At 61.7% G+C, this 23,173-nt stretch carries 20 protein-coding genes; 17 read left to right on the top strand and 3 right to left on the bottom strand.

Annotated elements, in window-relative coordinates; genetic code table 11:
* Positions 1-6 precede the first annotated feature (6 nt).
* The 4 genes from GYM47_RS15860 (at position 7) to GYM47_RS15845 (ending at position 5,583) form a co-directional block, all read left to right on the top strand.
* Positions 7-1,422 carry an APC family permease gene (locus GYM47_RS15860; RefSeq protein ID WP_153842984.1) on the top strand — a complete coding sequence of 472 codons (1,416 nt, stop codon included), beginning with the start codon at positions 7-9 and terminating at the stop codon, positions 1,420-1,422.
* Between the two features lie 30 nt (positions 1,423-1,452).
* The gene (locus GYM47_RS15855) at positions 1,453-2,904 is read left to right on the top strand and encodes an NAD-dependent succinate-semialdehyde dehydrogenase (RefSeq protein WP_153842985.1); all 1,452 of its coding nucleotides are present in this window, start codon (positions 1,453-1,455) and stop codon (positions 2,902-2,904) included.
* 11 nt (positions 2,905-2,915) lie between these two features.
* Positions 2,916-4,187 carry a 4-aminobutyrate--2-oxoglutarate transaminase gene (gene gabT / locus GYM47_RS15850; protein ID WP_153842986.1) on the top strand — a complete coding sequence of 424 codons (1,272 nt, stop codon included), beginning with the start codon at positions 2,916-2,918 and terminating at the stop codon, positions 4,185-4,187.
* A gap of 301 nt (positions 4,188-4,488) precedes the next feature.
* Positions 4,489-5,583 (top strand): DUF4238 domain-containing protein, encoded by a 1,095-nt coding sequence (locus tag GYM47_RS15845; protein WP_168444473.1) that lies wholly within the window; start codon positions 4,489-4,491, stop codon positions 5,581-5,583.
* 272 nt (positions 5,584-5,855) lie between these two features.
* On the opposite strand, the gene GYM47_RS15840 is transcribed toward GYM47_RS15845, so the two are convergent.
* The gene (locus tag GYM47_RS15840) at positions 5,856-7,472 is read right to left on the bottom strand and encodes a cryptochrome/deoxyribodipyrimidine photo-lyase family protein (RefSeq protein ID WP_231125585.1); all 1,617 of its coding nucleotides are present in this window, start codon (positions 7,470-7,472) and stop codon (positions 5,856-5,858) included.
* Between the two features lie 85 nt (positions 7,473-7,557).
* On the opposite strand from GYM47_RS15840, the gene hmuQ reads away from it, so the two are divergent.
* On the top strand, positions 7,558-7,860 hold the full coding sequence (hmuQ, locus tag GYM47_RS15835; RefSeq protein ID WP_153842988.1) for a heme-degrading protein HmuQ: 303 nt from the start codon (positions 7,558-7,560) through the stop codon (positions 7,858-7,860).
* A gap of 29 nt (positions 7,861-7,889) precedes the next feature.
* On the opposite strand, the gene menA is transcribed toward hmuQ, so the two are convergent.
* Positions 7,890-8,816 (bottom strand): 1,4-dihydroxy-2-naphthoate octaprenyltransferase, encoded by a 927-nt coding sequence (gene menA / locus GYM47_RS15830; RefSeq protein ID WP_153842989.1) that lies wholly within the window; start codon positions 8,814-8,816, stop codon positions 7,890-7,892.
* A gap of 186 nt (positions 8,817-9,002) precedes the next feature.
* Between menA and GYM47_RS15825 the strand changes: the two genes are divergently transcribed.
* The 4 genes from GYM47_RS15825 to menH are packed head-to-tail and all read left to right on the top strand — an operon-like array spanning position 9,003 to position 13,294.
* On the top strand, positions 9,003-9,485 hold the full coding sequence (locus tag GYM47_RS15825) for a DoxX family membrane protein (RefSeq protein WP_153842990.1): 483 nt from the start codon (positions 9,003-9,005) through the stop codon (positions 9,483-9,485).
* A 6-nt stretch (positions 9,486-9,491) separates the two neighbouring features.
* Positions 9,492-10,835, top strand: coding sequence for an isochorismate synthase (locus GYM47_RS15820; protein ID WP_153842991.1), 1,344 nt, complete (start codon positions 9,492-9,494; stop codon positions 10,833-10,835).
* 4 nt (positions 10,836-10,839) lie between these two features.
* Positions 10,840-12,543 carry a 2-succinyl-5-enolpyruvyl-6-hydroxy-3-cyclohexene-1-carboxylic-acid synthase gene (menD, locus tag GYM47_RS15815; RefSeq protein ID WP_153842992.1) on the top strand — a complete coding sequence of 568 codons (1,704 nt, stop codon included), beginning with the start codon at positions 10,840-10,842 and terminating at the stop codon, positions 12,541-12,543.
* Positions 12,533-13,294, top strand: a complete 762-nt coding sequence (gene menH / locus GYM47_RS15810; RefSeq protein ID WP_153842993.1) for a 2-succinyl-6-hydroxy-2,4-cyclohexadiene-1-carboxylate synthase — start codon at positions 12,533-12,535, stop codon at positions 13,292-13,294. Before menD ends, menH begins: the two co-directional genes overlap by 11 nt.
* Before the next feature lie 37 nt (positions 13,295-13,331).
* On the opposite strand, the gene GYM47_RS15805 is transcribed toward menH, so the two are convergent.
* Positions 13,332-14,801 carry an anion permease gene (locus GYM47_RS15805; protein ID WP_153842994.1) on the bottom strand — a complete coding sequence of 490 codons (1,470 nt, stop codon included), beginning with the start codon at positions 14,799-14,801 and terminating at the stop codon, positions 13,332-13,334.
* Between the two features lie 279 nt (positions 14,802-15,080).
* Between GYM47_RS15805 and frdA the strand changes: the two genes are divergently transcribed.
* The 8 genes from frdA (at position 15,081) to GYM47_RS15765 (ending at position 23,132) form a co-directional block, all read left to right on the top strand.
* Positions 15,081-16,868, top strand: coding sequence for a fumarate reductase (quinol) flavoprotein subunit (frdA, locus tag GYM47_RS15800; protein WP_153843128.1), 1,788 nt, complete (start codon positions 15,081-15,083; stop codon positions 16,866-16,868).
* Entirely contained in the window at positions 16,865-17,599 is a 735-nt protein-coding gene (locus tag GYM47_RS15795; RefSeq protein ID WP_153842995.1) for a succinate dehydrogenase/fumarate reductase iron-sulfur subunit, read from the top strand. The genes frdA and GYM47_RS15795 overlap by 4 nt, the downstream gene beginning before the upstream one ends.
* Positions 17,600-17,631: 32 nt before the next feature.
* The gene (locus GYM47_RS15790; RefSeq protein WP_016915187.1) at positions 17,632-18,033 is read left to right on the top strand and encodes a fumarate reductase subunit C; all 402 of its coding nucleotides are present in this window, start codon (positions 17,632-17,634) and stop codon (positions 18,031-18,033) included.
* Positions 18,030-18,425 (top strand): fumarate reductase subunit FrdD, encoded by a 396-nt coding sequence (gene frdD, locus GYM47_RS15785; RefSeq protein WP_153842996.1) that lies wholly within the window; start codon positions 18,030-18,032, stop codon positions 18,423-18,425. The genes GYM47_RS15790 and frdD overlap by 4 nt, the downstream gene beginning before the upstream one ends.
* A gap of 63 nt (positions 18,426-18,488) precedes the next feature.
* Positions 18,489-19,349: a 1,4-dihydroxy-2-naphthoyl-CoA synthase gene (gene menB, locus GYM47_RS15780; RefSeq protein ID WP_153842997.1), complete on the top strand. Its 861-nt coding sequence runs from the start codon at positions 18,489-18,491 to the stop codon at positions 19,347-19,349.
* The gene (gene menC / locus GYM47_RS15775) at positions 19,349-20,290 is read left to right on the top strand and encodes an o-succinylbenzoate synthase (protein WP_153843129.1); all 942 of its coding nucleotides are present in this window, start codon (positions 19,349-19,351) and stop codon (positions 20,288-20,290) included. The genes menB and menC overlap by 1 nt, the downstream gene beginning before the upstream one ends.
* On the top strand, positions 20,244-21,722 hold the full coding sequence (locus tag GYM47_RS15770; RefSeq protein WP_231125586.1) for an AMP-binding protein: 1,479 nt from the start codon (positions 20,244-20,246) through the stop codon (positions 21,720-21,722). Before menC ends, GYM47_RS15770 begins: the two co-directional genes overlap by 47 nt.
* A 270-nt stretch (positions 21,723-21,992) precedes the next feature.
* Positions 21,993-23,132: a hypothetical protein gene (locus GYM47_RS15765; RefSeq protein ID WP_153842998.1), complete on the top strand. Its 1,140-nt coding sequence runs from the start codon at positions 21,993-21,995 to the stop codon at positions 23,130-23,132.
* Positions 23,133-23,173: the final 41 nt, after the last annotated feature.

Raw genomic sequence — 23,173 nt, 5'->3', positions numbered from 1 at the left:
TGTGCGATGACCACTCCCTCTTCTGAACAGGACAAGCTCGTCCGGGTACTGGCCCGCGGCGACGTATTAGCCCTTGCCTTCGGCGCGATGATTGGCTGGGGCTGGATTGTATTGACCGGCACCGCGATTCAATCCGCTGGCAGCATCGGTGCCATTTTAGCGTTCATTATCGGCGGTTTAGCGATCGTCATGGTGGGCCTGACCTACGCCGAGCTGGCCTCCGCCATGCCCAAAGTGGGCGGCGAGCATGTCTACAGCTACCGCGCCCTAGGCCATCTCCCCTCGTTCTTGTGCACCTGGGCGATTATTTTAGGCTATTTAAGCGTGGTGGCTTTCGAAGCCGTGGCGCTGCCCACCGTGATCGAGCACCTAGCGCCGAACTATGCGGTTGGCCACTTATGGACCATCGCGGGCTGGGAAGTAAAAGCGACCTGGGTGGCCGTCGGTGTCGGCGGCTCGATCGCCATGATGATCATCAACTACTTCGGTGTGACCACCGCCGCGCTTCTCCAGAAAGTCGTGACCGGCATGATTTTGCTGGTTGGCGTGCTGTTTGTCACGGGCGCGCTGTTCGAAGGCGAGACCATCAACATGATGCCGCTGTTCACCCAGGCCGATACCGGCGTGGTGGCGGGCATCGTCGCGGTGCTGGTCATGGTGCCGTTCCTGTTCGTGGGCTTTGACGTTATTCCCCAAGCCGCCGAAGAGATCAATCTGCCCTACAAAGCTATCGGCAAAGTGCTGATGATGTCGGTCATTCTGGCGGTGGTGTGGTACGCGCTGATCATTCTGGCCACCAGCCTGGCCCTGAACAGCACCGAGCTGGCCGCGAGTTCCCTGAGCGTGCCGGATGCCATGGGCAGCCTGTTCAACGCCCCCTGGGCCAGCAACCTGATGGTCTTGGCCGGTATTGCGGGCATCATCACCAGCTGGAACGCCTTCTACATCGGCGGTTCACGGGCCATTTACGCCCTGGCCAAAGCGGGCATGCTGCCTGCGCCGTTTGCCAAGCTGCACCCGCGCTATAAAACACCCACCAACGCCATTTTCCTGATGGGCTTTCTCTCCTGTATCGCGCCGTTCTTCGGCCGCCCGGCGCTGGTGTGGATCGTCAATGCCGGTGGCCTGGGCATCGTGATTGCCTACCTGTTCGTGGCCATCTCCTTTGTGGTGCTGCGGGTTCGCGAGCCGGAGATGGAGCGCCCGTTCCGCATTCGCCACGGCAAGCTGTGCGGCACCCTGGCCGTGGTGCTCTCCTTCGGCATGGCCTGCCTCTACCTGCCCGGTAGCCCGGCGGCCCTGAGCGATGCGGAGTGGTCGATCTTCGCGGGCTGGTCTTTGCTCGGTGTGGGGCTTTACATCCACGCCCTGCGCACCTACGGCCGCGCCTACAGCGACCAACACATGATGGCTGACCTGTAAGCCGTTCCAACCCCTTTAAAGGAGCACGCTATGAGCTTTATCGAACAGTGGTTGCACGATGCCGTACCGGCCCTGGTGGGCGGGCAGTGGCGCAAGGGCCAGCAGACCTTTGCCATCGATAACCCCGCCACCGGCGAGACCATTGCCCACGTGGCGGACTTGAGCGCCGACGACACCCGCGACGCCGTGGCTGCCGCGTATGACGCCGGTGCCGCGTGGCGCGCCACCCCGGTCAAACAGCGCTCCGCGCTGCTGCGTCGCTGGTTTGAGCTGATCAATGAGCACGCCGACGACTTAGCCCGTCTGATGACCCTAGAGCAGGGCAAGCCGCTGGCGGAAGCCAAAGGCGAAGTGACCTACGGCGCATCGTTCATCGAGTTCTTCGCTGAAGAAGCCAAGCGTATGGCCGGGGAAACCCTGCCCAGCCACGGCGCGGACAAGCGCCTGCTCGTACTGCGCGAACCGGTGGGCGTGGTCGCCGCGATCACCCCGTGGAACTTCCCGCTGGCGATGATTACCCGCAAGTGCGCCCCGGCCCTGGCCGCCGGTTGCACCGTGGTCATCAAACCCGCCGAAGCTACCCCGCTCACCGCCCTGGCCGCCGCCTATTTAGCGCTGGAAGCGGGCCTGCCCGTCGGCACCATCAACGTGGTCACCGCTTCCAAACCCGCCGCCGTGGGCGAGGTACTCACCACCGACCCTCGGGTGCGCAAAGTCTCGTTTACCGGCTCTACCCCAGTGGGTAAGCACTTACTTGCCCAGTGCGCCAGCACGGTGAAGAAAACCGCCATGGAGCTGGGCGGCAACGCCCCGTTCATCGTCTTCGATGACGCCGACGTGGACGCCGCCGTGAACGGAGCCATCGCCTCCAAATTCCGCAACGCCGGGCAAACCTGCGTATGCACCAACCGCTTCCTCGTGCAGGACGGCATTTACGATGCCTTCGTCGCCAAGCTCACCGAGCGCGTGAACACGCTGAAGGTAGGCGACGGATTAGCCGACGGCAGCATCATCGGCCCGCTGATCAACCAAGCCGCCGTGGATAAAGTGCAGCGCCACGTCGACGACGCGGTGAACAAAGGCGCGCGCCTACTGTGCGGCGGCCAGCCCCACGCGGCGGGGGAGCGCTTCTTCACCCCCACGGTGCTGGCGGAGGTGACCACCCAAATGGCCGTGGCCGATGAAGAGACCTTCGGCCCGGTCGCGCCGGTGTTCCGCTTCAAGCAGGACGAAGAAGCCATCGCCATGGCCAACGACACCCCGTTTGGCCTGGCCGCCTACTTCTACGCCACGGATTACCGCCGCATCTGGCGCACCATGGAAGCGCTTGAATACGGCATGGTCGGCGTCAACGAAGGCTTGATCTCTACCGAGCTGGCGCCGTTTGGCGGCGTGAAGGAGTCCGGGTTGGGCCGTGAAGGCTCCCACCACGGATTGGATGAATTTACCGAACTGAAATACGTCTGCGTAGGCGGCCTGTAAAGAGAACGATGATGACTAACCAAGAATTGAATGAACTGAAAAACCGCTTCGTGGCCAACGGTGCTGCCACGCCCACTACCCAGTTTGCCGAGCGCGCCGAAAACGCCGAGCTGTGGGACGCCGACGGCAACCGCTGGATCGACTTCGCGGGCGGCATCGGCGTGCTCAACCTGGGCCACCGCCACCCGAAAATCGTGGCCGCTGTGGAAGCGCAGCTCAAGAAAGTCATGCACACCAGCGCCGCGGTGATCTCCTACGCGCCCTACGTGCAGCTGTGCCAGAAGCTCTGCGAACTCACCCCGGTACGCGGCCTCGAGCGCAAAGCCATGCTGGTGAACACCGGCGCCGAAGCGCTGGAAAACGCCGTGAAGATCGCCCGCGCCGCCACTGGCCGCACCGGCATCATCACGTTTGATGGTGCCTTCCACGGCCGCACCATGATGACCCTGGCGATGACCGGCAAGGTGCTGCCCTACAAGAACGACTTCGGCCCGATGCCGGGCGACGTGTTCCGCGCACCGTTTCCCAACCCGCTGCACGGCATCAGCGAAGAAGCCTCGCTGAACGCCATTCGTACGCTGTTCAAAACCGATATCGCCCCGCACCGCACGGCGGCCATCGTGATTGAACCGGTACAGGGTGAGGGCGGTTTCTACATCGCTTCACCGGATTACCTGAAAGCGCTGCGCGCCCTGTGTGACGAGCACGGCATTCTGCTGATCGCCGACGAAGTGCAGTCCGGCTTTGCCCGCACCGGCAAGCTATTTGCGCTGGAGCACAGCGGCATCGAAGCGGACATTCTGACCACCGCCAAGAGCCTCGCCAACGGCATGCCGCTCTCTGCGGTGGTCGGCACCGCCAAGGTCATGGACGCCTCCGGCCCCAACTCCCTGGGCGGCACCTACAGCGGCAACCCGCTCTCTTGCGCGGCGTCTCTGGCGGTGATCGAAGCCATCGAAGAAGAGAACATCCTGGCCCGCAGCGAGCAGATGGGCAACATGCTGGCCGAACGCTTCGCCGTCTGGGAAGAGCGCTTCCCCGCCGTCGCCCACGGCCGCCAGCTCGGCGCCATGGCCGCGTTCGAACTGCTCAACCGCGACGGCAAGCCCGACCCACAGCTCACCGCCGCGCTCTGCGCCAAAGCCCGCGAGAAAGGGTTGATCCTGCTGTCCTGTGGTTTCTACGGCAACAGCATCCGCATCCTGGTGCCGCTGACGGTGTCGTCTGCGGTGCTAGAGGAAGGGTTGAGTATTATTGAGGAGTCGTTGGAAGCGTTAAGCTAATAGCGTTTAGGTAGTACGAAGCCCGCCCATTGTCAGGTAGCGTAAGCTGCTGGCGATGGGCGGGTTTTTTTATGGGTGTTGAAATTTTGATGCTGATTTCGATGTCAGCCTAAAAAATTTTGAGCTAATCTGAGTTTTTTAGTTTGTCATATAATATGGTAAAAATAATTAAACGCAGAGGCAGGGCTTGGGAAAGAATAACCGGTTACATCGTTGAATGGTTATGTTGGCACCGTCCATGTAACATGAAATAGTGCCTCATGTCTCTTATAAATTGTTTAGGCTAAACTGGAGTGAGCAATTGGCGACTAACAAGAATCAGCACTTTGTTCCTCGATGTTACTTAAAGCCATTTTCAAACAATGGAGAGGGTAAAGCAATTCGGGTTTTTAATCTTGATCGTGAACAGATTATCGAAAATGCAGCAGTAAAGCACCAGTGCTCAGGTTCATATTTCTACGGAGAGAATGAAAGGTTAGAAACTGCCATTCAGTCCATTGAGCAGAAATATGCTGGTGCATTGTTGAGAGTTCGGTCTCCAAGCTATAATGATTTCTTGGTTAAAGATGAGTTGATTCTTAAAAGGTTTTGGTTGCTGCAATACCTGCGCACGGAAGCCGCTTCTAAAAGAGCGGTTGAGATGAGTAATGATCTTGTGAAGCTGGCTGGAGCAGGTTATGATTTTAATTTAGAAATACGTGATGCAGTGCAAATGGCTATGCATGCGTTTGCTAATGAAATGAGAGTTATTGACGATCTAAAGGTTTGCTTGATTAAAAATGCAACTAGCTTTCCCTTTGTTACATCCGATGACCCAGCTGTTTTTAATAATAAATGGTTCAAGTCTGATAGACGACACCTCGGATCAGGATTTGGGTTAAGATCGTCTGGGGTGTTGGCATTTTTGCCCCTCTGCGAAAATACGATGTTTATTGCTTATGATTCAGATGTTTACTCTATCCCTAAGAACTCTGGAATTATAAAGATAAAAAGAGAAGAAGATGTGTATGCTCTCAATCAACTGCAGTTCCTGAACAGTAGAGCGAATGTTTTTCCAGGACAGAGATATAGCAGAAAATTATTATGTGATGCATATAGGTCATGTGAAGAAAATCGTCTCAATGTAAGGCATGCTTTCCATTATGCAGTTTTTGATGGAGTGGAAAAAGGGCAAAAACGGTATCGAGTAGTAGGTGAACATGAACATGAGGGTCATCAAGAAATATTAGTTCATTCGCAAAACCTTTTTCCAAGTCCTAAAAGTTGGCCCATACTCTTACAGTGGAGGAAAAAAGGTTTTGGTATGACAAATGGTACAGGAGTGGGTTGCATTCGTCGGACATGCATAGATAGCCTCAGTGAGCAGCCATTTGAGAAAATGTATACTGGGCGTTAGTAGTTCTATAGTCACATTGGTCATAATGGAATTTTTTGTTTTGTACGTATTCTTTTTTAAGTCGAGAGCGACGAATTGTAGGCGCTTAACTATCAGTAAAGCAGGTGCGTCTTGTCTTCTACTTGAACGAGGTGATTGTTAGATAGGTGAGCTCAAGGCGTGATTTGCTACAAATACTAGTGTTATTGAGAATTAGGTAAGTACAGTATGTGGTACATAGTTTTATGAAGTTTTTTCGGCTTAGCCACCACTTCCACTGTCGAAATACTCTTTCATAGCAGTTGTTCATTATCCAATTCGCTATTACCAAACAACGAAAGCTGCTGCTGATCAGCGGCTTTTGCTTTTCTAGCCCGCCGAGCAGGCAGCCGCCGCTGGCTCGCCAGCTTATCCACAATCGCTTGGCTGGCATCCCTCGCCTCCGGCGTGCGTCGCAGTTCATAAAGCAGCTTCTTCCAGTGGCGCGCTTCGGCTTCAAAATCATTGGGAATGGGGTAGTCGATGCCGGGCTGAAAGCCGAAGCGTTTTTGCAGGCTTTCCGGCAGTGCCCAGGGCTTGGCACGCCATTCCATGGGTAGGGGCGCAAGCTCTGGCACCCAGCGGGCGATGAATTCGCCGGTGGGGTCGTTATCTTCTGCTTGCTTGATCGGGTTGTAGACCCGCATGGCGTTGGTGCCGGTAGCGCCTGCCTGCATCTGCACCTGGGGGTAGTGAATGCCGGGCTCGAAGTCGGTGAATAGCCGTGCCAGGTGCAATGCTGGTTCATACCAATGCAGCCCCAGGCCAAAGGTCGCGTGGGAGAGCAGCATGGCGCGCATGCGGAAGTTGATCCAGCCGGTAGCCGTTAGGCTGCGCATGCAGGCATCCACCAGCGGCACGCCGGTTTGGCCGCGCTTCCAGGCGATCAGGTGCGGGTGTTCTGGGTCGCGCTCCCGCAGGCCGCGCAGCGCCGGGTGCAGGGTTTGCTGCTCGATGCTGGGTTCGCTCTCCAACTTCTGAATAAAGTGGCAGTGCCAGTAGAGCCGCGAGGTAAAGGCGCGGAGCGAGCGGGCCCAGGCGGTGTCGTCGGCGTGCTTTTGCCGCTGGCGGCGCAGGGATTGCACCACTTCCCGCATGGAGAGCGTGCCCCAGGCCAAGTGCGGGGAGAGCCGCGAGCCAAACTCCCAGGCCAGTAACGGTTTAGAGAGCGAGCCGCGATAGCGACGCCCGCGCTGGGTAATAAAACTCAGCCACAGCGCGCGCCCTTCACTGCGCCCACCGCGCTGGCGTTGGGGGCAGGGCGTGGCATCGAACCCCAGGGTAAGCGAAGGCAGTTGCGCTACGTCTACGTGATGAAACGCTTCCCAACCGGGTGCGGCCACCACTGCTGACGGAGCGGAGTAGTTGGGGGCGGTCATCAGTGCTTCCCAGTGGTTTTCCCAACGGGATTGATGCCCGGTGCGGCTGCTCAACCCGCGAATCACGCCCTGCTGGCGGGCTTCCTGCCAGGGCACTTGGTGGGCGTGGCACCACGCTTGAACGTGTTGGTCGCGCTCAAAACTCCAGGCGTTGCCCGTCTCTTGGTGGGAGTGCAGCACCAGTTCGCCGTAGTGGGCTTTGAGCGCGGCTAGGCACTCCACTATATCGCCCTGCCACAGGCAGAGCGGCAATCCCAGCGTGTCGAGCGCCTGGGCAAGATCAACCAGCGAATCGGCGGCAAACTGCCAGTGGCGCAGGGCGCTGTCGGGCGCTTGCCACTGGTCGGGCTCGATGGCAAATAGCGGCAGCACCGGGCCTGCCGCAGCGGCGTTGGCCAGCGGTGCGTGGTCGTGAATACGTAAATCGCGTTTGAACCAAACGACCTGAAGGGGTGCCTGAGCCATTAGCCGTAACGCCTGTTCGTCACTCATCTATTCGCGATGCAGTGATGACGTTACCATCAAGCGAATGTTTGCGTAACCAACTGAGTCACACCCGCCCCACAGGAGAGCCACTATGTATATCGCCATGAACCGTTTTCGGATTGCCCCAGGCCGCGAAGAGGATTTTTTAGAGGTATGGCGCAACCGCGATTCCCACCTGGACGAAGTGCCGGGCTTCAAGCAGTTTCACATGCTGCAGGGCGAAAGCCAGGAAGAGCACACCGTGTTCATCTCCCACAGCGTGTGGGAATCCGAAGAGGCCTTCCGCGCCTGGACGAAGTCAGACGCCTTCCGCAAAGCCCACGCCAATGCCAAATCGCCGGAAGGCATCTACCTGGGGCCGCCCAAGTTCGAAGGCTATGAGGTAGTGCTGTAAGGCCCCAGGTCCTTGGCTCCAAGCCGCCGTCAGGCAAGCGCCAGCCCCACCGCGAGCAGCAGGCTGTAAACCAGCGTGGAAAGCGCGGTTTTCTTGAGCATGCCCGTTAGCTGCTCGCCATCTTCGGTGCGGCTGAGCGTACGCCCGGCGTCGTAGAGCGGTTTGGCCACCACCAGGCAGCTCCAGCCCACCCAGGGCACGGGTAGCCACACCAAATACCCCAGCGTCAGCAGCAGGGCGGCGCCCAGAAGCGCCCAGTGGTAGTAAATGGCCCGCCGTTTGCCCAGCCTCACCGCCAGCGTCATCTTGCCGTGGCGGGCATCGCTGTGGATGTCGCGCACGTTATTGACGTTGAGCACGGCGGTGGCCAGCAAGCCGCACACGGCGGCGGGCAGTATGGCCAGCCCGCTCAGGCTCTGGGTATGCAAGTAGAGGGTACCCAGCACGCCCAGCAGCCCAAAAAACACGAACACCGCCACATCCCCCAGCCCACGATAGCCATACGGCTTGCCGCCCAGCCCCACGGTGTAAGTGATGGCCGCCAGTAAGGACGCGGCCCCCAGCAGCACGAACACCAGCCAGCTGGGCAGGTCGCTGCCAAAAGCGACGAACAGCAGCGATAACCCCGCTATGGCCGCCGCCAGCCCGGTGAGCAGCATGCCCCGGCGCATGGCGTCTGGGGTCAATAGCCCGCTGGCTACGGCCCGCGCGGGGCCGGTGCGGCTAGTATCGTCCACCCCCGACTGGGCATCGCCATAATCGTTGGCCAGGTTGGAAAGCACCTGCAGCAAAATGGCCGTGAACAGAGACAGCAGCAGCACTCCACCCTGAAAGCCGCCTGCCTGCGCCGCCATGCCCGAACCCAGCAGGATCGAGGCGCAGGCCAGCGGCAGGGTGCGCAGCCGGGCGGCGAGCAACCAGGCATGGAGTGGGCGGTGTGGGGTGGTGTGTTCCATGGTGAGCATTCCTGTTGCAGTCGCTGAATCGGTCAGCGTGGCCGGTCAGTGTGGCCATTGGGCAGAGTAAACATTCAACTCTGTATCATTAATGGCAAAAATCACGACTTGGGTCAAAAAAGAGGCATCCGTCCTGACGCACACTGGGGCTTCCCCCTGAAAGTGAACGTGGCAGGAGTCTACGCGATGATCGGCGAGTTTTTCAGACAAAACAAATATGCTGCCCTGGTTTGGCTACTGTTGAGGCTGTACCTGGGCATTACCTGGCTGACCCTGGGCATCGGCAAGATGACCGGCGGTTTCAATGCCGAAGGGTTTTTGCGCAACGCCGTGGCCAACCCAGTCATGCGCGAAGGCAGTATGGTCTACCCCAACTACGTGGGGTTTCTGGAGCATGTCGCGCTGCCTTACGCCGACGTGATCAACGTGATGATCCCGCTGGGGGAAGTGCTGGTGGGGCTGGGGCTGATCGTGGGTGTGTTGACCTGCTATGCCGCTTTCTTCGCCATCGTCATGAACATGTCGTTCTTGATGGCGGGCACGGTGTCCACCAACCCCTGGATGATCGCCCTGAGCTTTTTCCTGCTGGTGGCCGGTGCCAACGCCGGGCGCTATGGTGGCGACCGCTGGGTGCTACCCTATATCAGGCATCGGTTGTCAGGAAAGTAACGCGCTATGCAGGTGATCCAAGCCGCGAAGGCGCTGGCAGCACAGCTGTCGGCGCTGGACCTTTTGACATGCCGGGGTACGCAGAGCCTGAGCGTGCCCTGCGAGGTCGAGGATTTGTTGGGGTGGTTGAACGCACAGCGCGTGATGCCCCGCCTTTATTGGCAGCCGCGCGAGGCCTCGGCGGCGGGCTATGCCGTGCTGGGCGAGGCGCAGGCATTTGACTCTCTGGTGGCGCTGCAGGTCGATATGCAGCGTCAGGCGCAGGTTCAAGCTCAGGCCCAGCTCGCCAGCGGCTCACCCGACTATTTCGGCGGGGTGGCCTTCGATGCCCAGGCGGCGGGTTGGCCCGGGTTTGGTGACTGCCGCTTCATACTGCCCCGGGTGCTGCTCAAGCGCCAGCAGGGGCGGTGCACGCTTTCCGTGAACCTGCGCTTCGATGACAGCCCCCCCGCCGAAGAGCTGGCCGCCGCTCAGGCGTGTCTGGCGGCCATCGTCCCTGAACAGCCGCTGCCCCCGGTGGCTCATGGCAGCTACCAGCGTTGTGATACGCCCACTCGGCCGGAGTGGGCCCGCTGGGTGTCGCAGGTGACCCAGCCCGAACGGCTGCAGCAGCTTCCCAAAGTGGTGCTTTCCCGAGAAACCTGCCTGACCGCCGAGCGCGTGCCCAGCCCCTGGGCCTTGCTGGGGCGCTGGCAGGCCGAGGCGCGGCACTGCTTTCATTTTGGGGTGCAGTGGGCGCCCGGTACGGCGCTGATTGGCTGCTCCCCGGAACGGCTCTACCGCCGCCAGGGCCAGCAGCTGGTCACGGAGGCGCTGGCCGGTACGACCCGGCGGGGGCGTAACACGGCGCAGGACGAGGCGCTCGCCGGAGCGCTGCTGGCCGATAAAAAGAACGGCCTGGAAAACCAGTGCGTGTACCAGCAGCTGTTGACCCAGCTGGAGCCGCTGGCCCAGCGCCTGGAAATGGGCGAGGCCCACGTGGTGCTGCTGCGGTCCGTGCAGCATATTCGCCGCGAAATTCACGCCGAGCTGCACCCCTTCATCACCGACCAGCAACTGCTCGGCGTGCTGCCGCCCACGCCCGCCGTCGGCGGCACCCCGCGGGCGGCGGCGCTGGCCAGAATCCGTGAGCTGGAGCGCCACGCCAGGGGCTGGTACGCCGGTGCCTTTGGCCGCGTGGGGCATGGCTCCAGCGAGCTGGCGGTATCGATTCGCTGTGCCCAGGTCAGCGACACGTCGATCCGCCTGTACGCGGGGGCGGGAATCGTGGCGGGGTCGCAGGCCGAAGACGAGTGGCACGAGCTGGATGCCAAGATTGCCGATATTCTCTCGCTGCTGGGAATGGGATAAGCCGATGCATTACGCCACCTTTAACCACGTTTGGGCGTCGCTGCTGTTGGAAGAGCTGTACCGCTGGGGGCTGCGCGAAGTAGTCGTGGCGCCGGGCTCGCGCTCCACCCCGCTGACCATGGCGGCCAGCGAGCACGCCGGGCTGCGCTGCCATACTCACTTCGACGAGCGCGGGCTGGGGTTCATGGCGCTGGGCCTGGCCCGAGGCGCCCAGCAGCCGGTGGCGGTGATCACCACGTCCGGTACGGCAGTGGCCAACCTTTATCCGGCCGTGGTGGAAGCCGCGCTGCTGGGCGTGCCGCTGGTGATTCTGTCTGCCGACCGGCCCATCGAGCTGTTGGATAACGGCAGTAACCAGGCCATCGACCAGCGGGATATCTTCGCCCGCCACACGGTGGCGCACCACGACTTCCCGACCCCCAGTCGCGATATTCCCGCCGCCTATTTGCTCAGCACGATCGACCAGACCATGGCGCGACAGCACCGCTTGCCGGGCCCGGTGCACTTCAACTGCCGCTACCGCGAGCCGCTCTATCCCTCCGGCCCGCCCGTGGAGGCCAGCGACTACCTGGCGCCGCTGGCGCGCTGGCAGCACAGCGATGCCCCCTGGAGCGCTTGGCAAACCGCTCCCGCTCCCTTGCCGGTGGCATGGCCCGCCGCTTTCACCCAGCAGCGCGGGGTGATCGTGGTGGGGCGCATCGATGACCCCCAGCAGGCGGCCCCCATTGCGGCCATGGCCGAACAGTTGGGCTGGCCGCTATTGGCCGACCTGCAAAGCCAGCTGCACGGCGACCCGCACCATCTGATGCACATGGACCTGGCCCTGCAGGACCCGCAGGTCAGCGCCGAGCTGGGCCGCGCCAACGTGCTGCTGCAGTTTGGCGGCAGGCTGATTTCCAAGCGTCTGACCCAGATGATTGCCCGCCACCCCTGGCAGCAGGCGTGGCTGGTCGACCCGTTGCCCCAGCGTCTGGACCCGGACTTCACCCTTACCCAGCGGCTGGTGTGCACGCCCGCCGAGGCTATCGCCACGCTGCCCGCCGGGCCCGCCCAGCCCCCCTGGCATACCCTGGCACGCCTTCAGCAGCGCACCCGCCAGGGCATCGAACGCTATACGGCGGCGTTTTCCGAGCTGGGGGTGTGTCATCAGGTGGCGCAACTGGCCAGAGGGGCGCTGTTCGTGGGCAATAGCCTGCCCGCCCGGTTGATGAACATGCTGGGCTCGACCCGTTCGACGCCGCTGCGGGTGATGGCCAACCGCGGGGCTTCGGGCATCGATGGGCTGCTGGCTACCGCGTATGGCCTGGCTTGCACGACTAATGAACCCACCACGGTGATTCTGGGCGACACCAGCGCGCTTCACGACCTCAACAGCTTGGCGCTGCTGGCCAGGGCCCAGGCGCCGCTGGTCGTGGTGGTGCTGAATAACGATGGCGGCAGCATTTTCCACATGCTGCCGGTGCCGGACGAAGGCGATCTGCTGGAGCGCTACTATCGCCAACCCCACGGGCTCGCGTTCGAGCATGCGGCGCGCATGTTTCATCTGAACTATGCCGCACCGACCACGTTGGCGGCGTTTTGCGAGGCCTACACCCAGGCGCTGGAGGCCGGTGTGACGCTGATCGAGGTCACGGTGCCCCATCAGCAGGCCACCGATGCGTTGCAGGCTCTGGGCGCGTGGCTCAAAGAGGCAGCCCATGCATCCTGACCCTTCGTCGCCCTTTACGCTGGTGATGCTGCACGGCCTGCTGGGCGATAAGGACGATTGGCAGGTGCTTGGCGAGGCGCTGGAACACGCGCTGCCGGGCGTGCGCTGCCTGGCGCTGAACCTGCCGGGGCATGGGCAGCCCACAGTGCCTGCGGTGGGCTCTTTTGCGGACTTTCATGACTGGCTTAGCGATACGCTGGCCGAGGCGGGCGTAGTGCGTTATGGCCTGCTGGGCTACTCCCTGGGTGGCCGGCTGGCGCTCTATTATGCCAGCCAGCGGCCCGCCGGTTTGGAGGCGCTGTGGTTGGAGAGCGCGCACCCCGGGCTGGCCGCGCCAGAGCGGGAAGCGCGCCGCGCCCACGATGAGCACTGGGCCCAGCGCTTTGAACAGTCGCCGCTGACCGACGTGCTGACCGGATGGTACCAGCAGCCGGTGTTTGCCGATTTGACGCCAGCACAGCGCCAGCGTCAGATACAGCGCCGGTTGGCCAACCGTGGCCCCGCCGTGGCGCATATGCTGCGGGCCACCTCGCTGGGTCGGCAGCCCTCCCTATGGCATTGGCTGGCCGAGACCGAGCTGCGCGTGGGCTATTTCTCCGGCCTGCGGGACCATAAGTTCAACACCCTGGCCAACCGCTTGGCGCAGCACGCGCCGCGCCTGCGCCACTGGGCGCTGCCGGGCGGCCATAACCTGCACGTGGAACACCCGAAGGCCATGGCAGGGCACTTGGCACAGACGCTGCCGCGCTAAGCGCGGCAGCGCAGGGTTCGCTGACTCGGTACATGGCTCACTGAATCAACAGTAGCCAGGGCAGGCCAATGGCCAGCCAGGCCACCAGGAACAGCAGCCCGAAGATGGCCCCCAGGCGCCAGTACAGCGCGCTGGGCAAGTAGCCGCTGCCGTAATACACCGGGCTGGGACCGGTACCATAAGGGGTCAGGATGCCCATGAAGCCCAGGGTGGGCAGCAACAGCAGAATGAACAGCTGCATGTCCAGCCCCGCAATGCCCGACGCCGCCGCTAGTATGACCGGCAGCAGGGCGGTCACATGGGCGGTGACGCTGGCGAAGAGGTAGTGCAACACATAGAAGATGACCACCAGGGCGACCATGGCCAGCAGCGGGTCGAAGTGGCTGATCTGCCCACCCACTACGTTACCGAACCAGCCCACGAAGCCTACCTGGCTCAAGCCGCCCGCCAGAGCCACCAGGGTGGCAAACCACACGAAGGTGTTCCAGGCGGCGCGGTTGTCGAGAATGTCGTTCCAGCTCACCATGCCGGTCAGCAGCATGCCGCAGATGACCACCAGCCCCACCAGCGACGCCGATACCCGGTCGCCAGCGAAGATCCACAGCAGCAGCGCGGTGACCACCATGATGACCAGCACGATTTCGTGGCGGGTCAGCGGGCCCAGGTTCTGCAGTTCCCCTTTCGCCCAGTCGGAGATCTCATGCCCGGCCTTTACCTCCGGGGCGCACAGCCAGTAGCACAGCAGCGGCACCAACAGCAGCAGAAGGACCCCCACCGGCACCACCGCCACGAACCACTGTCCCCAACCGATATGGATGCCCGTGGCGCTTTCGGTGAGCGCGATGGCCAGCAGGTTCGGCGCCAGGGCGGTGAGAAACATCGAGCTGGTCACGCAGGTGGCCGCAATGGCGGTCCACATCAGGAAGCTGCCCATGCGCTTCATGCTGGGGTCGTTGGGGTGCGAGTCGTACAGCGGCGGTAGGTTACGAATGACCGGATAGATGGTGCCTGCGCTGCGCGCCGTATTGGACGGCGTAAAAGGTGCCAGAATGCCATCGGCGATCATCACCGCGTAGCCCAGGGTCAGCGTGCGCTTGCCCATGGCATGCACCAGCCACAGCGAGATACGCCTCCCCAGCCCGGTTTTTTCATACCCCAGGGCAAACATGAAGGCACCGAAAATCAACCATACGGTGGCATTGGTGAACCCCGAGACCGCCCAGGCGAAAGCCTGGTTGGCGGCGTTGAAGCCGTCGTTGGCCAGCTGCTCTGGGGAGAACAGCACCCAGCGGGAAAGCAGCGCCGAAAGGGTGACGCCGACCAGACCGATGACCGCGCCGGGCAGGGGTTCCAAAATCAGGCCGACCACGCAGCCTAAAAAGATGGCGAAGAAGTACCAGGCATGGGGCGGTAGCCCGGTCGGGGTAGGCAGCAGGGCGATCACCAGCGTGGTGGTCAGTGGCGCGAGCAGCGACCAGCGAGAGCGGAGCGAAGCGCTGAGGTTCATGGCGACCTCTCGATAAGGTTATCGGCAAGCCGTAGCGCCTTGCCTGAGTGAGCACAGCCGAGGGTGAGTTCCAGCGTGGTGTTTCACCGATGTCATCAACAGCATAGGCAAGGCAAGTCGCGCGTTATTTGATCCATATCAATCATGCTTTAGATCAAGGCCGAAGGCCTGTTGGGCTGTGATAACGTCGCTTCATCAGCAGGGCGGCAAGCCGTGCGCAGGCCGGAATCGCGTCATGAGAAGACCGTCATGAGTAGTGCAGCCGCACAAGGGGGTGCCATGCAGCAGCAGGATGTGGATATCGTCATCGTCGGCGGTGGAGGCGCTGGCCTGCGGGCCGCCATAGCGGCCGCCGAGCAGGCCAAACAGGGCGGTCACGCGCAACGCATCGCGCTGGTGTCCAAGGTGTATCCCATGCGTTCACACACGGTGGCGGCCGAGGGGGGCGCGGCGGCGGTGACCAGTGACGAGGACTCGTTTCAGGCGCACTTCGACGACACGGTTTCTGGGGGCGACTGGCTGGTGGAGCAGGGCGTAGTGGACTACTTCGTGCGCCACGCCTACCGGGAGTTGGTGCAGATGGAGCGCTGGGGGTGCCCCTGGAGCCGCCAGCCCGATGGCCGCATACAGGTGCGCCGCTTTGGTGGCATGAAAACGGCGCGCACCTGGTTTGCTGCCGACAAGACCGGCTTCCATATGCTGCACACGCTGTTTCAGACCTCGTTGAAATACCCCGAAATCGAACGCTTCGACGAGTACTTCGTACTGGACTTGGCCGTGCATGAAGGGGCCGTGGTGGGGGTCATTGCTCTGCAAGTCGCCACGGGCGAGCTGCTGCTGTTGCGTGCCAAAGCGGTGGTATTGGCCACCGGCGGGGCCGGGCGGCTGTTCCGCTTCAACACCAATGCGGGCATCGTCACCGGTGACGGCATGGCCATGGCCTACCGCCACGGCGTGGCGCTGCGCGACATGGAGTTCGTGCAGTACCACCCCACCGGCCTGCCCGGCTCGGGCATCCTGATCACCGAAGCGTGCCGGGGGGAAGGCGGTATTCTGCTCAACAAGGAGGGTTACCGCTACCTCCAGGACTACGGCCTGGGCCCGGAAACACCCCTGGGCAAGCCGGAAAACAAGTACATGGAGCTGGGCCCTCGGGACAAGCTCTCCCAGGCGTTCTGGCAGGAGCAGCAGGCCGGGCGTACCGGCAAGTTTGGCGACAGCGACGTGGTCTATCTCGACCTTCGCCACCTGGGCGCCGACTATCTGCATGAGCGCCTGCCGTTCATCTGCGAGCTGGCCAAATCCTATATCAATGTCGACCCCGTCAAGGAGCCGATCCCGATTCGGCCTGCGGTGCACTACACCATGGGCGGCATCGAAACCGATCCCCAGTGTGAAACGACCATTGCGGGTCTGTACGCCGCCGGGGAGTGCGCATCGGTAGGCCTGCATGGGGCCAACCGGCTGGGCTCCAATTCGCTGACCGAGCTGCTGGTCTTTGGCCGCTTGGCTGGGGAGCAGGCCAGCCAGCGGGCTGCCCGCACCGACTGGGTGGCGCTGCCGGTCTTGCAGGCGCAGGCCCAGCGGCAGCAGGCGCGGCTGGCCACGCTCTGCGATGGCCAGGGCAGCGGTGAATCCTGGGTGACGCTCAAGCACGCCATGGTGCAGGCCATGGAGAGCGGCTGCGGCATTTACCGCACCGAAGCAGGCATGCAGCAGGCGTTGGATACCCTTCGCCAGCTGCGCCAGCGCTATGCCCAGGTGCGAGTAAGTGACACCAGCAAGATTTTCAATACCGAGCTGCTGGAGTGCCTGGAGTTTGGCTACGGGCTGGAGATCGCCGAGGCGTCGTGCCTGGCCGCGTTGGAGCGTCGCGAATCCCGGGGTGCCCACCAGCGCCTGGACGAGGGCCTGCAGGCCCGTGACGACGTGGGCTATCTCAAGCATAGCCAGGTGTTTTACCAGGGTGATGCGCCCGCCGAGCTGCGCTGGCAGGCGGTGGATACCCGCTTTTCGGCCCCGGCCGCGCGGGTTTACGGGGATGCGGCCAAGGGAGGCAAGGCATGAACAAGCACATCAGCATCAAGCGTTACCTGCCCGACAGCGCAGCGGAACCCTACTGGCAAACCTACGACGTTGCTGTGGAGGACAGCACCTCGCTTCTCGACGCGCTGAACCATATCAAGGAGCAGCAGGACAGCACGCTGAGCTACCGCTGGTCTTGCCGAATGGCGATTTGTGGCTCCTGTGGCGTCATGGTCAACGGCATTCCCAAGCTGGGCTGTAAAACCTTCCTGCGCGACTACCCTGGCGAGATTCGTATCGAACCGCTGGCGCACTTCCCCGTGCAGCGGGACCTGGTCGTGGACATGGCGCTGTTCCTGGAGCACCTGGCGGCGGTGAAGCCCTACCTGATCGAACAGGACCCGGTGCAGACCTTTGATCCCGGCCAGGCGCAGCCCCACACACAAACGCCTGAACAGCTGGCGCGCTATCGGCAGTTTGCCAACTGTATCAACTGTGGCCTGTGCTATTCGGCGTGCCCGCAGTTTGGTTTGAACCCTGAGTTTCTGGGGCCTGCGGCGCTGACCCTGGCGCACCGCTACAACCTGGACAGCCGGGACCAGGGCAAACGTCAGCGCATGGCGCAGCTCAACCGCCACGATGGTGTCTGGAGCTGTACCTTCGTGGGCTTCTGCTCGCAGGTATGCCCCAAGCACGTCGACCCGGCCGCTGCGGTCAATCAGGGCAAGGTCGAGGCCGCCAAACATACGCTGATCGCACTGTTCAAGGGCTGATTGGCCAGAACGAACCGTCGGGAGAGTGCCTCATGGAAAAATCATCATCACAACGGCTGCCGCCCTTGAAGCGCAACTGGTGGCTGAAGCACGGTTTCTTCAAGCGCTATATGCTGCGCGAAGCCACGGTGGTGCCGCTGGTGTTTTTCATTCTCTGCCTATTGGCAGGAGTGTTCGCGCTGTTGCAGGGCCCGGCGAGCTGGCAGGGCTGGGTGGCCTTTATGGGCTCGCCGCTGGTGCTGCTGCTGAATGCGCTGGCGCTGGTGGCCAGCCTCTATCACGCGGCCACCTTCTTCGTGCTGTTTCCTCGGGTCATGCCGCTGCGCGTGGCGGGGCGCAGCGTGCCCGCTGGTGCCATCGTTGCTGGCCAGTGGGCGGGGGTCGTGGCAGTGGCGGTCGTGTTGTTCTGGCTCTTGGGGAGGGGCGGCGCATGAAAACCTCACATCAAAAAGCACCCCTGGGTCAGCCTCGGCAAGCCTATGACGAGCCCCTGTGGTGGGGGCTGTTCAGTGCCGGGGGCGTCTGTTTTGCCGTGGTCTTGCCTGCGGTGATTCTGTTCATCGGGCTATTGCTGCCGTTGGGCCTGCTGCCCGCCGAGGCGCTTGGCCACGAGCGGGCCTCCCGCCTGCTGTTCAGCCTGCCCGGCGTGCTGTTCATCGGCGCCGCCGTGTGCTTGCCGCTGTTTCATGCCGCCCACCGGCTGCGCCATGGCCTATTCGACCTGAGCCTGGGCCAGGACACTCGCAACAAATGGCTGATGTACGGCCTGGCGGCCCTGTTGAGCCTGTTGGCGCTGGCTCTGGTGGTCGTGGGCTGGCTGCGCTGAGGCCCGCCCGCGAACACGGCCGTATCAAAAAGAACGCACACCCCTGATAAGCACGAGGTCAGCATGATCGAAGGACTCACGGAACAGGCGCTGTATGCCCCCATCAAGTGGCAGGACGCCTCGCAAGAGTACCAGGACATCCTCTATCACACCGCTGAGGAGGGCATTGCACGGATCACCATCAATCGCCCTGAGGTGCGCAATGCGTTTCGCCCGCAAACGGTGAGCGAGATGATCCATGCCCTCGGCCGCGCGCGCCACGACAGCGCCATCGGCGCGATTCTGCTGACCGGGGCGGGCGAACAGGCCTTCTGCTCCGGGGGCGACCAGCGCATTCGTGGCGACTACGGCGGCTACCGCGACGAGGCGGGCACCCATCACCTCAACGTACTGGATTTCCAGCGTGACATTCGCACCTGCCCGAAGCCGGTGGTCGCCATGGTGGCGGGCTACGCCATTGGCGGCGGCCACGTGCTGCACCTGATGTGCGATTTGACCATCGCCGCCGACAACGCCATCTTCGGCCAGACCGGCCCCAAGGTCGGCTCGTTTGATGGCGGCTATGGCGCCTCCTACCTGGCGCGCATCGTCGGCCAGAAGAAGGCGCGAGAAATCTGGTTTCTCTGCCGCCAGTACGGCGCCGAGCAGGCCCTCGACATGGGCCTGGTCAACCACGTGGTGCCGCTTGACGAGCTCGAGCGGGAAAGCGTGCGCTGGTGCCGCGAGATGCTCCAGCACAGCCCCATGGCGCTGCGCTGCCTGAAAGCCTCGCTCAACGCCGACTGCGACGGCCAGGCGGGGCTTCAGGAGCTGGCCGGCAACGCCACCATGCTCTACTACATGACCGAAGAGGGCCAGGAGGGGCGCAACGCCTTCAACGAGAAGCGCCGCCCGGATTTCTCCCGCTACCCGCGCAACCCCTGATGGCGCGCGCGCTCTACCGCTACGCGCTTGCGCTGACCAGGCCGCTGACGCTGAACGGCGAGCGGCTGACCCAGCGCGAGGGGCTGCTGGTAAACATCGACGGCCAGTGGGGCGAGATCGCCCCGTTGCCGGGCTTCTCCTGCGAGACCCTGGCCCAGGCCGAAGCCGAGGCGCTGGCCTACCTGGCCGCTTTCGAGCGCGGCGAGGTGCCGACCCCGCAGCTTGCCTCGGTGCAGTTCGGCCTTGGCTGCGCCCGGCGCGCCTGGCCCGAGCGCTTGCCCCAATCACCCGCCCCGTACCCGCTGCTTCAGGGTACGCCTGCCCATCTGATGATCGAGATCGAGGTCCGCCTCAAGGCGTGGCGAACGGCGCCGCCGGAGCGCCTCAAGCTCAAGGTCGCCCGCTACCCCATCAATGAAGAGCTGGCGCTGATCAAGCGGATAAGTGAGCGCTTGCCCACCACCCGGCTGATACTGGACGCCAACGGCGGCTTCACCCGCGAGCAGGCGCGGCGCTTCTGTGCCGGGCTGCCGCCGGGGCAGATCGACTACCTGGAAGAGCCCTGCGCCGCGCTTACCGACACCCAGGCCGTGGCCGAGGCGACCGGCGTGCCCTTTGCGCTGGACGAAACCCTCTCGCGGCAGCGCCCCTGGCAGGCACACCCGCAGCTGGCGGCGCTGGTCATCAAACCCACGCTGATCGGCTCGCTTGCCGCGTGCCAGGCGCTGGTCGAACGGGCGCGGGCGCTGGGGCTTCGCGTGGTGGTGTCATCGAGCTTCGAATCCGAGCTGGGCCTGGAGCTGCTTTCGCGCCTGGCCCGGGAGTGGGCGCCGGGCGAGCCGCCGGGGCTGGATACCGGCGGCTGGCTCGCTGGGCGCCTTACCGACCAACGCGGTGCGGTCATGGTCGAGCGCTGCCGCTGCCTCTACCACTCGGCGTGATCGCCACCCTCAGGAGCCCCGCATGACCGAGCCTTGCCCCATCCACGCCTGGGCCACTCAAACCCCCGAACACATCGCCATCGAGGCCAGCGAGCAGCGGCTGAGCTACCGCCAGCTGGACCGCCGCGTGGCGGGGCTTGCCCGGCAGCTGATGCGCCAAATGCCCCCCGGCGAGCGGCTGCTGGTGCCCGCCCGCGGCTCGCTCAACGCACTATTATTGGCCTGGGCCTGCCTGCGCGCCCGGGTGGTGTTCTGCCCGGTCAACCCGGCGGTGCCCGCCGGGGAGCAGGTCGCCATGGCGGCGCGCCTGCCCGCGCGCTTTCTGGCCCAGCCCGAAGGGGGCAGCCCCAAGCTTGCAAACGCCGAGGGCCCGACGCCACTGGCGCTGGACTTCACCGCCGAGGCCGAACCGGGCGAGCCGCTCCTCGACCCCGACCAGCCCAGCAACACCATCTTTACCTCCGGCTCCAGCGGTACGCCCAAGGCGGTGCAGCATCGCCTTGGCAATCATCTGGCCTCGTCGCGGGGCTCGGCATCGTTCATTTCTGTGGATCAAGCGAGCGGCTGGCTGCTCTCGCTGCCGCTTTTCCACATCGGCGGCTACGCCATCGCCTTTCGGGTGTTCCTCGCCGGTGGGCGCGTCATTATCGACGACGGCGCACCGCTTCTGGAGCGCCTGCAACGCCAGCCCATCACCCACCTCTCGCTGGTGCCCACCCAGCTCTGGCGGCTGCTTCACGCGGGATTCGACCCGCAAAAGACACAGCTACGCGAGCTGCTGCTCGGCGGCGCCGCCATCCCCGCGCCGCTGGTCGCCAAAATGACCGCGCTGGGCCTGACGCCCAGGGTGAGCTACGGCCTCTCGGAAATGGCCAGCCAGGTATGCACCGGCCTGCCCGGCGCCCCCGGCGTGGTCGGCAAGCCCCTGCCCGGGCGCGAAGTGCGCGTCCACAACGGCGAGATCCAGGTGCGCGGCGAAACGCTTTTTGAGGGCTACCTGCAAGACGGCCAGCTTACCCCGGCGGTCGACAGCGAAGGCTGGTTCGCCACCAGGGACAAGGGCCACTTCACAAAGCAAGGCGAGCTAGTGGTGGAAGGGCGGCTGGACAACGCCTTCATCTCCGGCGGCGAAAACATCCAACCCGAAGCCATCGAACAACGCCTGGTCGACCACCCCGGTGTTGCCCAAGCGCTGGTGGTGCCCGTGCCTCAACCGGAATGGGGCGAACGCCCGGTGGCGTTTGTCGACTACCACGCGGAGGAAGTGGATGGAGCCGAACTAAACACTTGGGTGCGCGAGACGCTGCCCGGCTTTATGGTGCCGGATGCGTGGTTTGGCTGGCCTGAGGGGGTGGGGTTCAAGCCCTCGCGGCGGGTGTTTGCGATGAAGGCGCGGGCGGCGCTTGAGTCATCTGAAAGAGTCGGCGAGTAAAGACCTACGACCTATGGCTGACGAGTGTCATTAAATTTACGCGTGACCTAAGGTAAGTTTGTGGATAGGGTATGATTGAACCGGTAAAACACGCGGTCACGCGAACAATGGATAGACTGCCTGAAAATTTATAGAATCTATATAGATCAGTAAGTTATGGGCCGCATGCGGGCTGTATAACACCAATAAACGCGCTGGCGGGTTTATTGGTGTTATGTGGTTGGGCGTATAATCACTGTTAGGGCTCAAAGATTACAGGAAGAAATGTGCATGACAGATTTACCTAAAAATATTCAAGTTATTTTTGAGAATAATCCGAAGCTTATGGATTTGATCCCAAATCCTACCCTGGTGTCAGATTCGTCATTCGTCTCGGCTTTTAGTCAAAAGTTAAAAAAATCCTCGGCAGGGGATGAGGAGGGCTCATTTTATAGAGTCATATTTAAGAAAGACTCTTCGCGAGAGCTAATGACTATTAACAGCGGGGAATTAAAGGGGCTGCTTACATCTACATGCATTGAGAGGGGCAAAATTAGCGATGTTGCAGGCTTACAGAAGGTTGAGCTAGATAATCAAGCAGACCTAATGCCGACTTTGCTAGGTATAAGCCTGTATGGCGCAATTCAAAACAATCTATCTTACATTTCTCATCTTTGTGCTGATATTAGGAATCACCAGATTCTTGAAGAGCAAGCTCGATTTGAAAGAATATCAGAGACGATAGTAGACAGCTTTAGAAGCATACCTGACATCTCGCTAGACAGATCGATGCGAGATGTATATTTATCTCGGATGGTAAAAAATAACGAAGATTGTTATGAGATGTATGTTTCTCAAAGGCACAGGTTCAAAGAGCTCTTAGATTCTGAGCCAAAGGAGTATTCAACAGGCTTTAACCACTACTTTACTACACATGAAGGTCGGCGGTTTAATCCCGATCAATTCTTCGAGAATAAAGTTCTGGCTCATCCTGTATTTTCTATTTTCGAACGCTTGGTGGCGGGTAGGATTTGTGAAATCGTACTAAGCGGGAATTATTCTGAAAGCAATATTCAGAGGCATAGAGATTTTGTAAATAGAGTTAAGCTTGAGCTCGATAAGCTTATGGAGTATCGGCTGAATGCTTTCGACAACTTTACAAGCGAGCAGCAACGAAAAATTGAAGGCGATTTGAATTTATCTGGCTATGAGCGCAGGGATTTGAGCGAACAATTAGAAAGGCATATTAGCTTTGTTGCTCGAATAAAAGATAGGGTATTTGATTTATTGGAAGCAAAGTTAGACGGATTTAATGTTCTGGCTCATCTTATGAATCAAGACAAGATAGATGTATTTCTGATCGATGGAAAGCTGCTTGTAAATAACTCGGAGCCAAGCCCTAACAAAGCATTGCAGCGGACAAGCCGTTGAATGCGGCGTTAGCTCGCAATCATCAATTTTTAGCTAAGAGG

The organism is Vreelandella piezotolerans (assembly GCF_012427705.1).
Classification (GTDB): Bacteria; Pseudomonadota; Gammaproteobacteria; order Pseudomonadales; family Halomonadaceae; genus Vreelandella; species Vreelandella piezotolerans.
Note: the sequence above shows the minus strand (reverse complement) of the source record. Positions and strands in the feature narration are given on the sequence as shown.